Origin of the sequence: Caballeronia sp. Sq4a (assembly GCF_023170545.1) — a bacterium.
Classification (GTDB): domain Bacteria; phylum Pseudomonadota; class Gammaproteobacteria; order Burkholderiales; family Burkholderiaceae; genus Caballeronia.
In genome coordinates this window covers 2274877-2289030 of the sequence record NZ_CP084250.1, presented here as the reverse complement: position 1 = coordinate 2289030, position 14154 = coordinate 2274877, and the positions used below count along the sequence as shown (strand labels likewise).

General features: G+C 64.4%; 15 protein-coding genes. 9 read left to right on the top strand and 6 right to left on the bottom strand.

Annotated elements, in window-relative coordinates:
* Positions 1 to 10: 10 nt before the first annotated feature.
* Together LDZ24_RS10840 and tsaE are read right to left on the bottom strand one after the other, a co-directional pair.
* Entirely contained in the window at positions 11 to 1531 is a 1521-nt protein-coding gene (locus LDZ24_RS10840) for an N-acetylmuramoyl-L-alanine amidase (RefSeq protein WP_248320449.1), read from the bottom strand.
* Positions 1513 to 2100 carry a tRNA (adenosine(37)-N6)-threonylcarbamoyltransferase complex ATPase subunit type 1 TsaE gene (tsaE, locus tag LDZ24_RS10835; protein ID WP_248320448.1) on the bottom strand — a complete coding sequence of 196 codons (588 nt, stop codon included), beginning with the start codon at positions 2098 to 2100 and terminating at the stop codon, positions 1513 to 1515. Before tsaE ends, LDZ24_RS10840 begins: the two co-directional genes overlap by 19 nt.
* Before the next feature lie 18 nt (positions 2101 to 2118).
* On the opposite strand from tsaE, the gene queG reads away from it, so the two are divergent.
* From queG to xerD, 3 genes are read left to right on the top strand one after another with little or no spacing between them, the layout of a single operon-like run.
* On the top strand, positions 2119 to 3378 hold the full coding sequence (gene queG / locus LDZ24_RS10830; protein ID WP_248320447.1) for a tRNA epoxyqueuosine(34) reductase QueG: 1260 nt from the start codon (positions 2119 to 2121) through the stop codon (positions 3376 to 3378).
* Between the two features lie 46 nt (positions 3379 to 3424).
* A complete protein-coding gene (locus tag LDZ24_RS10825) occupies positions 3425 to 3907 on the top strand; it encodes a methylated-DNA--[protein]-cysteine S-methyltransferase (RefSeq protein WP_248322340.1) in 483 nt (160 codons plus the stop codon).
* Entirely contained in the window at positions 3904 to 4842 is a 939-nt protein-coding gene (gene xerD / locus LDZ24_RS10820) for a site-specific tyrosine recombinase XerD (protein ID WP_248320446.1), read from the top strand. The genes LDZ24_RS10825 and xerD overlap by 4 nt, the downstream gene beginning before the upstream one ends.
* On the opposite strand, the gene LDZ24_RS10815 is transcribed toward xerD, so the two are convergent.
* A complete protein-coding gene (locus LDZ24_RS10815) occupies positions 4839 to 5990 on the bottom strand; it encodes an acyl-CoA dehydrogenase family protein (protein WP_248320445.1) in 1152 nt (383 codons plus the stop codon). The two genes, xerD and LDZ24_RS10815, sit on opposite strands and share 4 nt — an antisense overlap.
* Before the next feature lie 107 nt (positions 5991 to 6097).
* On the opposite strand from LDZ24_RS10815, the gene ybaK reads away from it, so the two are divergent.
* Both ybaK and plsY read left to right on the top strand, forming a co-directional pair.
* Positions 6098 to 6589 carry a Cys-tRNA(Pro) deacylase gene (gene ybaK / locus LDZ24_RS10810; RefSeq protein WP_248320444.1) on the top strand — a complete coding sequence of 164 codons (492 nt, stop codon included), beginning with the start codon at positions 6098 to 6100 and terminating at the stop codon, positions 6587 to 6589.
* Positions 6590 to 6637: 48 nt separating this feature from the next.
* Positions 6638 to 7264 (top strand): glycerol-3-phosphate 1-O-acyltransferase PlsY, encoded by a 627-nt coding sequence (plsY, locus tag LDZ24_RS10805; protein ID WP_248320443.1) that lies wholly within the window; start codon positions 6638 to 6640, stop codon positions 7262 to 7264.
* 61 nt (positions 7265 to 7325) lie between these two features.
* On the opposite strand, the gene LDZ24_RS10800 is transcribed toward plsY, so the two are convergent.
* Complete coding sequence (locus tag LDZ24_RS10800) at positions 7326 to 7811, bottom strand: YajQ family cyclic di-GMP-binding protein (protein ID WP_175944867.1); 486 nt, start codon at positions 7809 to 7811, stop codon at positions 7326 to 7328.
* A gap of 139 nt (positions 7812 to 7950) precedes the next feature.
* Here LDZ24_RS10800 and murB point away from each other — a divergent pair, with 139 nt between their 5' ends.
* On the top strand, positions 7951 to 8985 hold the full coding sequence (gene murB / locus LDZ24_RS10795) for a UDP-N-acetylmuramate dehydrogenase (protein WP_248320442.1): 1035 nt from the start codon (positions 7951 to 7953) through the stop codon (positions 8983 to 8985).
* A 161-nt stretch (positions 8986 to 9146) separates the two neighbouring features.
* Here the strand turns inward: murB and argF are convergent, their stop codons facing one another.
* Entirely contained in the window at positions 9147 to 10076 is a 930-nt protein-coding gene (gene argF, locus LDZ24_RS10790) for an ornithine carbamoyltransferase (protein WP_244847159.1), read from the bottom strand.
* Between the two features lie 468 nt (positions 10077 to 10544).
* Between argF and LDZ24_RS10785 the strand changes: the two genes are divergently transcribed.
* Entirely contained in the window at positions 10545 to 10880 is a 336-nt protein-coding gene (locus LDZ24_RS10785; protein ID WP_175944861.1) for a DUF3579 domain-containing protein, read from the top strand.
* 141 nt (positions 10881 to 11021) lie between these two features.
* On the opposite strand, the gene rpsT is transcribed toward LDZ24_RS10785, so the two are convergent.
* Positions 11022 to 11300, bottom strand: a complete 279-nt coding sequence (gene rpsT / locus LDZ24_RS10780; RefSeq protein ID WP_159836876.1) for a 30S ribosomal protein S20 — start codon at positions 11298 to 11300, stop codon at positions 11022 to 11024.
* Between the two features lie 453 nt (positions 11301 to 11753).
* Here rpsT and murJ point away from each other — a divergent pair, with 453 nt between their 5' ends.
* Both murJ and LDZ24_RS10770 read left to right on the top strand, forming a co-directional pair.
* Positions 11754 to 13304: a murein biosynthesis integral membrane protein MurJ gene (gene murJ / locus LDZ24_RS10775; RefSeq protein WP_248320441.1), complete on the top strand. Its 1551-nt coding sequence runs from the start codon at positions 11754 to 11756 to the stop codon at positions 13302 to 13304.
* Positions 13304 to 14149, top strand: coding sequence for a SirB1 family protein (locus LDZ24_RS10770; RefSeq protein WP_175944856.1), 846 nt, complete (start codon positions 13304 to 13306; stop codon positions 14147 to 14149). Before murJ ends, LDZ24_RS10770 begins: the two co-directional genes overlap by 1 nt.
* Positions 14150 to 14154 lie beyond the last annotated feature (5 nt).

Here is a 14154-nt window from a genome sequence, read left to right as displayed (position 1 = left end):
CGCGCGCCGCTTACGTCATGCGGCTCTTTGCGAGCGGCGGATTTGCCGCGAAGTACCGCTTGATGCCTTTCAGGATCGCGTTGGCCATCTTGTCGCGATAGGCGTCGTCGTTCAGGCGCGCTTCTTCGTCCGGATTGCTGATGAACGCGGTTTCCACGAGGATCGACGGAATATCCGGCGCCTTCAGCACGGCGAAGCCCGCCTGCTCGACCGATCCCTTGTGCAGCTTGTTGATGCCGCCGATCTCGTTCAGCACGAAGCTGCCGTAGCGCATCGAATCGCGAATCTGCGCGGTGGTCGACATGTCGAACAGCGCGCGGTTCACGCTCGCGTCCTGCGTCTTCACGTTGATGCCGCCGACCTGATCCGACGAGTTCTCCTTGTTCGCCATCCAGCGCGCCGCCGCGCTCGACGCGCCGTGCTCCGACAGCGCGAACACCGACGAGCCGCGCGCATCAGGCGTCGTGAACGCGTCCGCGTGAATCGACACGAACAGGTCCGCGCCGACGCGCTGCGCCTTCTGCACGCGCACGTTGAGCGGCACAAAGAAGTCGGCGTCGCGCGTCATCATCGCGCGCATGTTGGGCTGGGCGTCGATCTTCGCGCGCAGCTTCTTCGCGATGTCGAGCGCGATGTGCTTCTCGTACGTGCCCGCGCCGCCGATCGCGCCGGGATCTTCGCCGCCGTGACCGGGATCGATCGCCACGGTCAGGAGGCGCGTCGTGGCGGCGCGGTCCTGCTTGGGCGCGGAGAACGCGTAGCGGCTGTCGTCATCGTCGTCGTTCTTCTTCGCGATGACGGGCGGCACGGCGACGGGCGGCACGCGCGGTTTGACTGCGGGCGGTGCTTTCGCGGTGTCGTCCGGAAGATCGTTGCCCGCGTACTTCTGGAAGAAGTCGTCCGTGGAATCGTGCGCGAGCGGCTTTTGCGCCGTGGCCGGGCCCGAGAGCGTGGCGGGCGGCGGCGCGGACGGGTTCGGATTCGCGCGATCGAACGCTTCCTGCTTGTGCTCGGTCTGCGCGAGCAGTTCCATCAGCGGATCGGGCGCGACGGCCGGATACAGATCGAACACGAGCCGATACTTGTAGCTGCCGATCGGCCCGAGCGTGAACACCTGCGGCTTCACCGAGCCCTTGAGGTCGAACACCATGCGCACCACATGCGGCTGATACTGCCCGACGCGCACCGCCTGAATCTGCGGATCGTTCGGCGTGATCTTGGAGACGAGGTCTCGCAGCGCCTGATCTAGATCGATGCCGTTCAGATCGACGACGAGCCGGTCCGGTCCTTGAAGCAGTTGATTGCTGTTCGTGAGCGGCTGGTCGGATTCGATTGTCACGCGCGTGTAGTCGCGCGCCGGCCACACGCGCACGCCGAGCACGGAACTCGCGTGCGCGAGCTTCGGGCCGACGAGCGCCAGCACCAGCGTCGACGCGCCCGCGCGCAGCACCTGACGCCTGCGCCAGTTGTGCGGCGCGCTCGCGCTCGATTCGATCGAGTGGAACGGCTTGATCAGCATCTTTCGAGACATGTCTTTCCTGTTTCGCTAAACGCCCGCGCGGTCAGCACGCGGCCTTCTTCTTCGTTCGTCTGCGTCGTTTCCTTGCCTGCGATGCCTGCATGCGGCAGCGTCAACGCGAACACGAGGTCCGGCACGCCGAGCAAGCCGCCCGCTTGCTGCGGCCATTCGACGAGACACACCGCGCCCCGGTCGAAATATTCGCGAAAGCCGGCATCGGCCCATTCGGCCGGATCGGCAAAGCGGTACAGATCGAAGTGATAGACGTCGAGCGGGCCGCCGGGCGCATCGAGCGAATAGGGCTCGACGAGCGTGTAAGTCGGGCTCTTCACGCGGCCCGCATGACCGAGCGCGCGCAGCGTCGCGCGCACGAGCGTCGTCTTGCCCGCGCCGAGATCGCCGATCAACTGGACCTGCAGGCCGTGGAATGGTTCGGACGAGGCCGTGTTGTGCGTGTATTCGATGGCCCGCGCGAAGCGTTCGCCGAATGCGAGCGTCGCGGCTTCATCGCGCAACTCGAAGCGGCGTTCGATGAGCGCGGCGGGCAGATCGGGCGTCGATGGTGCGGGGTTCTCGGGCATTGCTCGTAAAATAGAGTGATGAACCGTTTGCCGGACCACTCCACTGAAGTCACTGAAATCACGACAGCGACGAGCGCCGCCGCCGTCGAGTCGCGCGCCCTGCATCCGTTAGAGAACGACGAGGCCGCGCTGGCGGAGCTCGCGCGGCGCATCAGGGCGTGGGGGCGCGAGTTGGGATTCGGTGCGGTCGGTATCAGCGATATCGACCTGACGGATGCCGAGGAAGGCCTCGCCAATTGGCTCGAAGCAGGCTATCACGGCGAAATGGATTATATGGCCAAACATGGGATGAAACGCGCAAGGCCGGCCGAGCTTGTGGCCGGCACGCGACGGGTCATCACGGCGCGCATGGCTTATCTTCCCGCTGCGACGCTCGCGCACACGGGCGATGAAAGTGTCGCGACAGCCGATGGTCAGAAGAACGACTGGCGCGCGGTCGAGTGGAAGCGGCTCGGCGATGCTTCGCAGGCCGTGGTGTCCATCTATGCGCGGGGCCGCGATTATCACAAGGTCATGCGCAACCGCTTGCAGCAACTGGCCGAGCGGATAGAAAGCGAGATCGGGCGGTTTGGGCATCGCGCGTTCACGGATTCGGCGCCGGTGCTCGAAGTCGCGCTCGCGCAGAAGGCGGGCAACGGCTGGCGCGGCAAGCACACGCTGCTGCTCGACCGGGATGCCGGATCGCTCTTCTTTCTCGGCGAGATTTACGTCGACGTGCCGTTGCCTGTCGACCCGGAACCCGAGCACGACGGCGCGCATTGCGGCCAGTGCACGCGCTGCGTCGGCGCGTGTCCGACGGGCGCGATCGTTGCGCCGTATCGCGTGGATGCGCGGCGCTGCATTTCGTATCTGACCATCGAATTGCATGGCAGCATTCCCGAGGACATGCGCCCGCTGATCGGCAATCGCGTCTACGGTTGCGACGACTGCCAGCTTGCGTGTCCGTGGAACAAGTTCGCGCAGGCCGCGCCGGTCGCGGACTTCGACGTGCGTCATGGGCTGGATCGCGCAACGCTCGTCGAACTGTTCTCGTGGACCGCCGACGAGTTCGACACGCGCATGCAGGGCAGCGCGATTCGCCGCATCGGGTACGAGCGATGGCTGCGCAATATCGCCGTCGGCATGGGCAATGCGTTGCGCTCGCCGTTGGAAGGCGAGCAACGCGCGGCGATCATCGAAGCATTGCGAGGGCGCGCGGACGATCCATCCGAGATCGTGCGCGAGCATGTCGGCTGGGCGCTGAAGCAAGGAGAGACGCATGAAGAGCATGCTGTCTGAAGGCGGCTTCATCACGGTGGACTCGACCGCACGGCCGAAGCTCAAGATGGCCGCGAGCCGGTTCGACGCCGTCATCGACGCGCCGTTCGGCAAAGTCGGCATCCGCGTGGACGATCACGCCGTGCGCGAGATCGTCTATCTGCCGGCGCATGTCGAAAGCATCGAGGCGCATGCGCCGCTCGTGCAGGAAGCCGCCTATCAGATTCGCCGCTACTTCGAGACGCCGTCGATGCGCTTCGATCTGCCGCTCGCTCTCGGCGGCACCGCGTTCCAACAGCGCGTGTGGCGCGGCATCAGCGGAATCGCGGCGGGGCAAGTGTGGACTTACGGACAACTCGCGCGTGAGATCGGCAGCGTGCCGCGCGCGGTCGGACAGGCGTGCGGCTCCAATCCGCTGCCGATCGTGATACCGTGCCACCGGGTCGTCGCGGCGGGCGGAATCGGCGGATTCGCGCATCATCCGGGCGATGGCTTTTTCCGTGACGTGAAGCGCTGGCTGCTGGCGCATGAAGGTGTATCCATCGCATGACGAGCGCAACGACCGCAACCACAGAGGCACTCGACACGCCCGAACTGACCGCGAGCAGCGACGCCATCGACCTGTTCTGCGATGCGTTGTGGCTCGAACACGGGCTCGCCAAGAATTCGCTCGACGCCTACCGGCGGGACTTGCGGCTCTTCGCCGAATGGCTCGCGAAGACGCGCGGCGCGTCCATCGACGCGGCCACCGAAGCCGACATGAACGGCTACATGGCCGCGCGCCGCAGCGACAAGGCGACCTCCGCGAACCGGCGTCTGTCCGTCTTTCGCCGCTATTACGCGTGGGCGATGCGTGAACATCGCGCGAGCGCCGATCCGACTCTCAAGCTGCGTTCGGCGAAGCAGCCGCCGCGTTTTCCTTCGACGCTCAACGAATCGCAAGTCGAAGCCCTGCTGCACGCGCCCGATATCGAGACGCCGCTCGGCTTGCGCGACCGCACCATGCTCGAACTGATGTACGCGAGCGGCCTGCGCGTGACCGAACTCGTCACGCTGAAGACCGTGGAAGTGGGCCTGAACGAAGGCGTCGTGCGCGTGATGGGCAAGGGCTCCAAGGAGCGCCTCGTTCCGTTCGGCGAAGCGGCGCACGACTGGCTGATGCGCTATCTGCGCGACTCGCGCCCGGCGCTGCTGGGCCCGCGCGCCGCCGATGCGCTCTTCGTCACGGCGCGCGGCGAGGGCATGACGCGCCAGCAGTTCTGGAACATCATCAAGCGTCATGCGCTGAACGGCGGCGTGCACGCGCCGCTCTCGCCGCACACGCTGCGTCACGCGTTTGCCACGCACTTGCTCAATCACGGCGCGGACCTGCGCGTGGTGCAACTGCTGCTCGGCCACTCCGATATTTCGACGACGCAAATCTATACGCACGTCGCGCGTGAACGCCTGCAGAAGCTGCACCGCGAGCATCATCCGCGCGGCTAGATGTCCGCGCCGCGCATGAGTCCGCGCGCGATGATCACCTGCTGAATCTGCGACGTGCCTTCGTAGAGCCGGAAAAGCCGCACGTCGCGATAGAACCGCTCGATGCCGTACTCCGCGATATAGCCCGCGCCGCCGTGCACTTGCACGGCGCGGTCCGCGACGCGCCCGCACATCTCGGTGGCGAAATACTTCGCGGACGACGCTTCGATGGACACGTCGCGGCCCTCGTCGCGACGGCGCGCGGCGTCGAGCACCATGCATTCGGCGGCGTACAACTCGGCTTTGCTGTCGGCGAGCATGCCCTGCACGAGCTGGAATTCCGCGATCGGCTGCCCGAACTGACGACGTTCCATCGCGTAGGCGAGGGCATCGCGCAACATGCGCTTCGCCGCGCCGACCGCGACGGCCGCAATGTGGATGCGGCCTTTGTCGAGCGTTTTCATGGCCGTCTTGAAGCCGACGCCTTCCACGCCGCCGATCAGTTGACTCGCGCTCACGCGGCAGTTCTCGAAAATCACGTCGCTGGTATGCGCGCCGCGCTGGCCCATCTTGCGGTCCGGCTTGCCGAGCGACAAACCCGGCGTATCGCGCTCGACGATGAACGCCGAAATGCCGCTCGCGCCCTTCGCGTCGCTGGTGCGTGCCATCACGGTGTAGATGCCCGCTTCCGGCGCGTTCGTGATGTAGCGCTTGGTGCCGTTGAGCACGTACGCGTCGCCGTCGCGCCGGGCCGTGGTTTTCAGCGACGCCGCGTCCGAGCCGGAATCTGGCTCCGTCAGGCAGAACGAGCCGATCAGTTCGCCTGCCGCGAGCTTCGGCAGATAGTGCGCTTTCTGTTGCTCGGTGCCGTCGAGCAGAATGCCAATCGACCCGATGCCGTTGTTCGTGCCGATCACCGAGCGAAAGGCCGGCGACGTCTGCCCCAATTCGAACGCGACGCGCACTTCCTCTTCCATCGTGAGGCCGAGGCCGCCGTACGCTTCCGGAATGGTAAGCCCGAACATGCCGATCTCGCGCATGGCGTCGATCAGGTCGGAGGGGATGGCGTCGGTTTCGTCGACTTCGGCTTCGCGCGGTACGAGCTTCTCGCGCACGAAGCGGCGAATGGTGTCTTCCAGCAGCGTTTGAGTTTCGGCGTCGCGGATCATGGCAAGGTCCTGTCGTGAGTCGAACGATCGTACGACATCGGGAGACGCTGCACCACTAGGCCGAATGGCCGATGGTGGGCCGCATTCCGCGCCGCTACAATGCGTCCATGTCGAAAATCAAACACGTTTCCGAGACGCCTGCGACGCAATTCCTGCGCCGTCACAAGGTGGCGTTCGGCGAGCATCCGTACGATTACGTCGAGCATGGCGGCACCGAGGAATCGGCGCGGCAGCTCGGCGTGGACGAACATTCCGTCGTCAAGACGCTCGTGATGGAAGACGAGCACGCGAAGCCGCTCATCGTGCTGATGCACGGCGACCGCACCGTGTCCACGAAGAATCTCGCGCGGCAGACGGGCGCGAAACGCATCGAGCCTTGCAAGCCGGAGGTGGCGAACCGGCACTCCGGCTATCTCGTCGGCGGCACGTCGCCGTTCGGCACGAAGAAGGCGATGCCCGTGTACGTCGAATCGAGCATTCTGGAGCTGGACACCATCTATCTGAACGGCGGGCGGCGCGGCTATCTGGTGAGCCTGAATCCCGCCGTGCTGACCGAACTGCTCGGTGCCAAGCCCGTGCAGTGCGCGAGCGTCGATTAGAATGCTGACCGCGCTTTCGCCCCGACTCGTCACGCTTAAAGAGAACACATGATTGATCTGATCGTCGCCGTCGTGTCCTATCTGATCGGCTCGATTTCGTTTGCCGTCGTCGTCAGCGCGGCGATGGGACTCGACGACCCGCGCTCCTACGGCTCCGGCAATCCCGGCGCGACCAACGTGCTGCGCACCGGCAACAAGCGCGCGGCCATCCTGACGCTGATCGGCGATGCCTTCAAAGGCTGGCTGCCCGTATGGCTCGTCGCGCACTTCGGCGCGCGCTTCGGGCTCGATGCGACGGGGCTCGCAACGTGCATCGCGCTCTCGGCCATCGCCGTATTCCTCGGCCATCTGTATCCGATCTTCTTCAGGTTTCAGGGCGGCAAGGGCGTTGCGACAGCCGCGGGCGTGCTGCTCGCGATTCATCCGGTGCTCGGGCTCGCGACGCTGCTGACTTGGCTCATCATCGCGTTCTTCTTCCGGTACTCGTCGCTCGCGGCGCTCGTCGCCGCCGTGTTCGCGCCGTTTTTTCAGGTGTTCCTGTTCGGGCCGAGCCGCATCTCGCTTGCCGTGCTCGCCATGAGCGCGCTCTTGATCTGGCGGCATCGCGCGAATATTTCGAAGCTGCTGGCGGGCAAGGAAAGCCGCATCGGCGACAAGAAAAAGGCAGCGCAGTAAGCAACAAAAAAGCCGTTCCGGCATTGCGCGGAACGGCTTTTTCGCAAGCGACTCGCGAAAATCAGTCGCGGAAGTTGTTGAAGTCGAGCGGCGTATCCGTCACTTCTTTCTTCAGGAGCGCGATGGTGCTCTGCAAATCGTCGCGCTTTGCGCCTTGCACGCGTACCGCATCGCCCTGAATGCTCGCCTGCACCTTGATCTTGCTGTCCTTCACGATCTTCACGACCTTCTTCGCCAGATCGCCCGACACGCCTTTCTTGATGGTGACGACCTGCTTCAGCTTGTCGCCGCCGATCTTTTCCTGCTTGCCGTAGTCCAGAAAGCGCACGTCGACGCCGCGCTTCGCGAGCTTCGACAGCAGCACGTCTTTCACCTGGCCGAGCTTGAAGTCGTCGTCGGCGTAGAGCGTGAGTTCCCGCTCTTTCTGCTCGACGCGTGAATCCGAACCCTTGAAGTCGAAGCGCGTCGAGATTTCCTTGTTGGACTGCTCGATCGCGTTCTTCACTTCGATCATGTTTGCTTCGCTGACGACGTCAAACGATGGCATCTGTCTTCCCCTTCTTCGTTGGGCGAGGGCGGGCGCGGCGCGCGCACTCGCTATAATCACGGACCTGACGTCATTCTACCGACGCGCTTTGGTTTTCCCCAAGGCCGCTTCCATTCCAGCATTCGCCACGCGGTTCCCCATGTCCGACGCCTTCTTTCCCGCGCCCGCGCTCCTCGCGGATTACTCGCTGCGTCCGCACAACACGTTCGGCTTCGATGTTCGCGCGCGTCACGCAATGCAGATCGATAGCGTCGAAGCCGCCGCTGCGCTCGCCGCCGACGCGCGGATCGCCAACGTGCCGCGCCTCGTGCTCGGCGGCGGCAGCAACGTCGTGTTGACGCGCGATTTCGAGGGCGTCGCGCTCGTCGTCGGCATCATGGGCAAGCGCGTGATCGGCGAGGACGACGACGCGTATCTGGTCGAAGCCGGCGCGGGCGAGAACTGGCACGCGTTCGTCGCATGGACGCTTGCACACGACATGCCGGGCCTCGAAAACCTCGCGCTGATTCCCGGCACCGTGGGCGCCGCGCCGATCCAGAACATCGGCGCATACGGACTCGAAATGGGCGAACGCTTCGAGCGGCTTCACGCCGTGGAGCTAGCGACGGGCGCGTTAGCCGAATTTGACCGCGACGCGTGCGCGTTCGGCTACCGCGACAGCTTCTTCAAGCGCGCGGGGCGCGGGCGGTTCCTGATCACGTCAGTCGTATTCCGTCTGCCGAAAGCGTGGACGCCGCGCGCCGATTACGCGGACGTCGCGCGCGCGCTGGAAGGCGCGTCGTCGTGCGACGCGCAGGCCATCTTCGACGCCGTGATCGCCGTGCGTCGCGCGAAGCTGCCGGACTGGACCGTGCTCGGCAACGCGGGCAGCTTCTTCAAGAATCCGGTTGTCAGCGCAGAAGCGTTCGACGCGTTGCGCGCGCGCGAACCCGGCGTCGTCTCGTACGCGCAACCGGACGGCAGCGTGAAGCTCGCGGCGGGCTGGTTGATCGACCAGTGCGGGTGGAAGGGTCGCGGCATCGGCGGGGCGGCGGTGCACGAGCGGCAAGCTCTGGTGTTGGTGAATCGCGGCGGCGCGACCGGCGCGCAAGTGCTCCAGCTCGCGGAAGCGATCAGAAGCGATGTCCTCGCGCGCTTCGGCGTCGAGTTGGAGATGGAGCCGGTCGTCGTCTGAGAAAGCGGACGCCGCCGGATGGCGCATGGGGCGGCGTTTTCGTACTAGGGAGAATGCGCTCGCGCGCTCTGGCGTCGATCTGCAGAAGGGAGCCGGTCGTCATAAACGACAAACGCCGCCGGACGTGAAATCCGGCGGCGTCTTGATGAGAGCAAGCCGCGTCAGTGGTTCAGCTTGCCGAGCAGCAGATATTCCATCAGCGCCTTCTGCACGTGCAGCCGGTTTTCCGCCTCGTCCCACACGACGCTCTGCGGCCCGTCGATCACTTCCGCGCTCACTTCCTCGCCGCGATGCGCCGGCAGGCAGTGCATGAAGAGGGCATCGGCGTTGGCGCGCGCCATCATGTCGGCATCGACGCAATAGTCCGCGAACGCCTTCTTGCGGGCCTCGTTCTCCGCTTCGAAACCCATGCTCGTCCACACGTCCGTGGTGACGAGATCCGCGCCTGCGCAGGCTTCGTTCGGATCGGCGAATTCTTCGTAGAACGGCGCGCTTTCAGGCGCCACCAGCGCGCGATCCAGCTTGTAGCCTTCCGGCGTGGACAGGCGCAGCTTGAAGCCGAGAATCTGCGCGGCTTCGATCCACGTGTACAGCATGTTGTTAGCGTCGCCGACCCACGCGACGGTCTTGCCGTGAATCGGCCCGCGATGCTCGTAATACGTGAAGATGTCCGCCAGCACCTGACACGGATGGTATTCGTTGGTCAGCCCGTTGATGACCGGCACGCGCGAGTTCTCCGCGAATCGCTGGATGATGTCCTGCCCGAACGTGCGGATCATGATGATGTCGACCATGCGCGAAATGACCTGCGCCGCATCCTCGATCGGCTCGCCACGCCCGAGTTGCGTGTCCCGCGTGCTCATGAACACCGCGTGACCGCCCAACTGGAAGATGCCTGCTTCGAACGAAAGGCGCGTGCGCGTCGAGTTCTTCTCGAAGATCATCGCGAGCGTGCGGTCGTGCAGCGGGTGATACGTCTCGTAGTTCTTGAACTTGCGCTTCAGGATGCGGGCGCGTTCCAGCACGTACTCGTAATCGTCGAGCGAAAAATCCTTGAACTGAAGATAGTGGCGAATTTTCTTGGCGGTCATGAAACGCAAGCAGCGGCTTCGAACCGGCTGCGCGACTGCCGGAAGACGTCGCTCGACCGGACGGCGCCGCCATCGGGAGTGGGTTGGCGTTCGAGCATAAAGGATTTTGCGAGGTTTGACGAGGCGGCGGAAAGGCCGATAGACAGGCGCGCGAGCCTGTGTGCGCTGCGGAAAAAGGGGCGCTGCGGTATAATTGCCGGCGCTCGTTTCAACAACTCTGCAACACTCAGTAACGCTCAGCACCGTTTCACGCGCATGGTCGGCGTTGGCTCGCAAGAGTCCGCTCGGCGTTCTTTTGCGCTTGCGATCTCTTCGTGCTGCCGAGTCCGCCATCCAGTCGCGGTCGCGGGCGGTCCTCTTCGGACCGTTGGCCAGGCGCCGCCCGGCGCTCGTGCCGGCCGGCGCGGTCGCCGCGTCAAGCGTGTGCATTCGCCGGTGCCGCCACCGGCCGACAAAAGGTATTGCTACATGGCTGAATCATCCCCTACCGAGTACTTCATACAAGGCATCACCAAGAGCGGGAGGAAGTTTCGGCCGAGCGACTGGTCGGAGCGCCTGTGCGGTGTCATGTCGGGCTTCGGGCCGAAAGCGAAAGGGCCGAACGCGCGCCTGCAATATTCCATCTACGTGCGCCCGACCATGATCGGCGATATCAAAGTCGTGATCGTCGATTCGCGTCTGCGTGACATCGAGCCGATGGCTTTCGACTTCGTGCTGAACTTCGCGAAGGACAACGACCTCGTGGTGACCGAGGCGTGCGAACTGCCGCCGCATCACGGCACGCAGACGCAGCAGCGTCGCTAGACTGAGCCGCACGGTCGGCAGCAGGACGCAAAAAAGCCCGCGCAAGCGGGCTTTTTCGTTACAGCGCAGCGGAAACAGGAAGCCGTTCCGACGAGCGCGCGATTCAAGGAACCGCAAGCGCCCGCCGAAAACGAGCCGGAATTACTGGGCTGCGGGAGCCTGCAGACCCTTGATGGCTGCAGCCAGGCGGCTCTTGTGACGAGCGGCCTTGTTCTTGTGGATGATCTTCTTGTCCGCGATGATGTCCATCGTCTTGACCGACGACTTGAACACTTCGGCGGCCTTGGCCTGATCGCCGGCTTCGATTGCCTTGCGAACTGCCTTGATGGCCGTGCGGAACTTCGAGCGCAGCGCCGAGTTGTGCGAGTTGGCTTTGGCGGCCTGACGGGCGCGCTTGCGAGCTTGTGCGGTATTTGCCATGACGGTTCCTTATCCTGTTTCTGCTGTTACTTGTCGGAGCGGGCTTCACCTTCTGACCCGGCGGGCCGGAAGCGGTGAACGACGCGCGCTGCCTTTGATCTGAAATTCCGGGAAGCGATTGAGCGGGTAAGCCATTCGCCATACGCCCGGAAACCTGAGACGCCCAAGTTGGACGCCTTTGGAACACTGCCGACAGAGCCGGAAGTCGCGAAAAGCACGCCGGCGCTTCAAGTCAGACTTCCCGCCGGATTCCCGTTTCGGGCGCAATTTCGCCAGAACCGGCCGTCGAAACCCGCGATTATAGCAAGCGAAGACGACATATGACAAGCGCGACGGTGCGGGCGGCAGGCCGTGCCCGCGCCGCCACGAATTTGGTGCAATCCGTCATTCTCGCGGCGTTGCGCGCCAGCGTTACCGGAGCGCGTCACCCTCGGCCCGTATAATAAGCGCCCCATGAATCTATTCCGAGCCCTCCTGACGGTCAGCGGCTTCACGCTGCTGTCGCGCGTGACCGGCCTGATCCGCGAAACGCTGATCGCCCGAGCCTTCGGCGCCAGTCTCTACACCGACGCGTTTTACGTCGCGTTCCGCATTCCGAACCTGCTGCGGCGCCTGTCCGCGGAAGGCGCGTTTGCCCAGGCGTTCGTGCCGATCCTCGCCGAGTTCAAGAACAGCAAGGGGCATGATCCGACCAAGGCGCTCGTGGACGCCATGTCGACCGTGCTGACCTGGGGCCTCGTCGTGCTGTCGCTCGTCGGCATGGCGGGCGCGGGCTGGGTCGTGTTCGCGGTCGCGTCGGGACTCAGGCACGACGGCGCGGCGTACGGCCTCGCCGTGGAGATGACGCGGATCATGTTCCCGTACATCATCTTCATCTCGATGACGACGCTCGCCTCGGGCGTCCTCAACACGTACAAGCAGTTCTCGCTGCCCGCGTTCGCGCCGGTGCTGCTCAACGTGGCGTTCATCTTCGCGGCGGTGTTCGTCGCGCCGCACATGAAAGTGCCGGTGTACGCGCTCGCCTACGCAGTGATCGCGGGCGGCCTGCTGCAATTCCTCGTGCAACTGCCCGGCTTGAAGAAGATCGACATGATGCCGGCTGTCGGCGTGAACTTCCGGCGCGCGCTCGCGCATCCGGGCGTTAAACGCGTGCTCGCGAAGATGGTGCCCGCGACCTTCGCGGTGTCGGTCGGGCAATTGAGCCTCATCATCAACACGAATATCGCGTCGAATATCGGGCAGGGCGCGGTGTCGTGGATCAACTACGCCGACCGGCTGATGGAATTCCCGACCGCGCTGCTCGGCGCGGCGCTCGGCACCATTCTCCTGCCGAGTCTGTCGAAAGCGCACGTCGACGCCAACGCCGACGAATATTCGGCGCTCCTCGACTGGGGCTTGCGCATCACGTTCCTGCTGGCCGCGCCGAGCGCCGTCGCGCTCTTTTTCTTTGCGGAGCCGCTCACCGCGACGCTCTTTCACTACGGCAAGTTCGACGGCCATTCCGTCGTGATGGTCGGCCGCGCGCTGTCGGCGTACGGCATCGGGCTCGTCGGGCTGATTCTCATTAAGATTCTCGCGCCCGGTTTCTACGCGAAGCAGGACATCAAGACGCCGGTGAAGATCGCCGTCGGCGTGCTCATCATGACGCAGGTGAGCAATTACATCTTCGTGCCGATTTTCTCGCACGCGGGGTTGACGCTGTCCATCGGCCTCGGCGCGCTCGCCAACGCGCTGCTGCTTTTCATCGGACTGCGCCGCCGCGGCATTTATCAGCCGTCGCCGGGCTGGACGCGCTTTTTCGTGCAGCTGATCGGCGCGTGTCTCGTGCTCGCCGGCGCGATGCACTGGGTGTCGGCCAATTTCGACTGGATTGCCATGCGCGCGACACCCTTCGCACGAATCATGCTGCTCGGAGCTAGCCTGGTTGTGTTCGCGGGACTGTATTTCGGTATGCTTTCCGCAATGGGCTTCAAATACGCTTACTTCAAGAGACGAGCGCATTGATGACGACGACGCGTATCCTCGATTATTTCTCGGCCCTGATGGCCGACGACGAGAGCCTGCCGCTCACGGAGGCCGCGCTGTCGCTCGCGCAGGACGCCTATCCGGACGTCGACATGCAGGCGGTGCTCGCGGAACTGGACGAACTGGTCGTGCGCGCGCGCCGCCGCATGCCGGAGGACGCGGATGTCAAACAGCGCGTCGAGGCGCTCAATCGCTATTTCTTCCGCGAGCTGGGTTTCTCCAGCAACCTGAACGATTACTACGATCCGGACAACAGTTATCTGAACGCGGTGCTGCGCCGTCGGCGCGGCATCCCGATTTCGCTTGCCGTTATCTATCTGGAAATGGCCGAGCAGCTTGGCTTGCCGGTGCAGGGCGTGTCGTTTCCGGGACATTTCCTGTTGCGCGTCGCGACGCCCGGCAGCGATCTCATGCTCGATCCGACCACCGGCCAGTCGCTCTCCGAAGCGCAGATGGTCGAAATGCTGGAGCCGTATGTGCAGCGCGTCGGCGAATCGATCGGCAGCGCGTTGCGCGTGCTGTTGCAGCCCGCGACGCGCCGCGAGATCGTCGCGAGAATGCTGCGCAACCTCAAGAGCATCTATCTTCAGACAGAGCGTTGGCAGCGTCTGCTTGCTGTGCAGCAGCGGTTGGTGATCGCGTTGCCGGACAGCATCGAGGAAGTGCGCGATCGCGGTTTCGCGTACGCGCGGCTCGATTATTTGCGTCCCGCGCTCGAAGACCTTCAGCGCTATCTGGAAGACCGCCCCGACGCGGTGGATGCCACCGTCGTCGAGTCAGAGCTGCACGATCTGCGACTGCGCACGCAGGAAAACGGCGACTGAGCCGA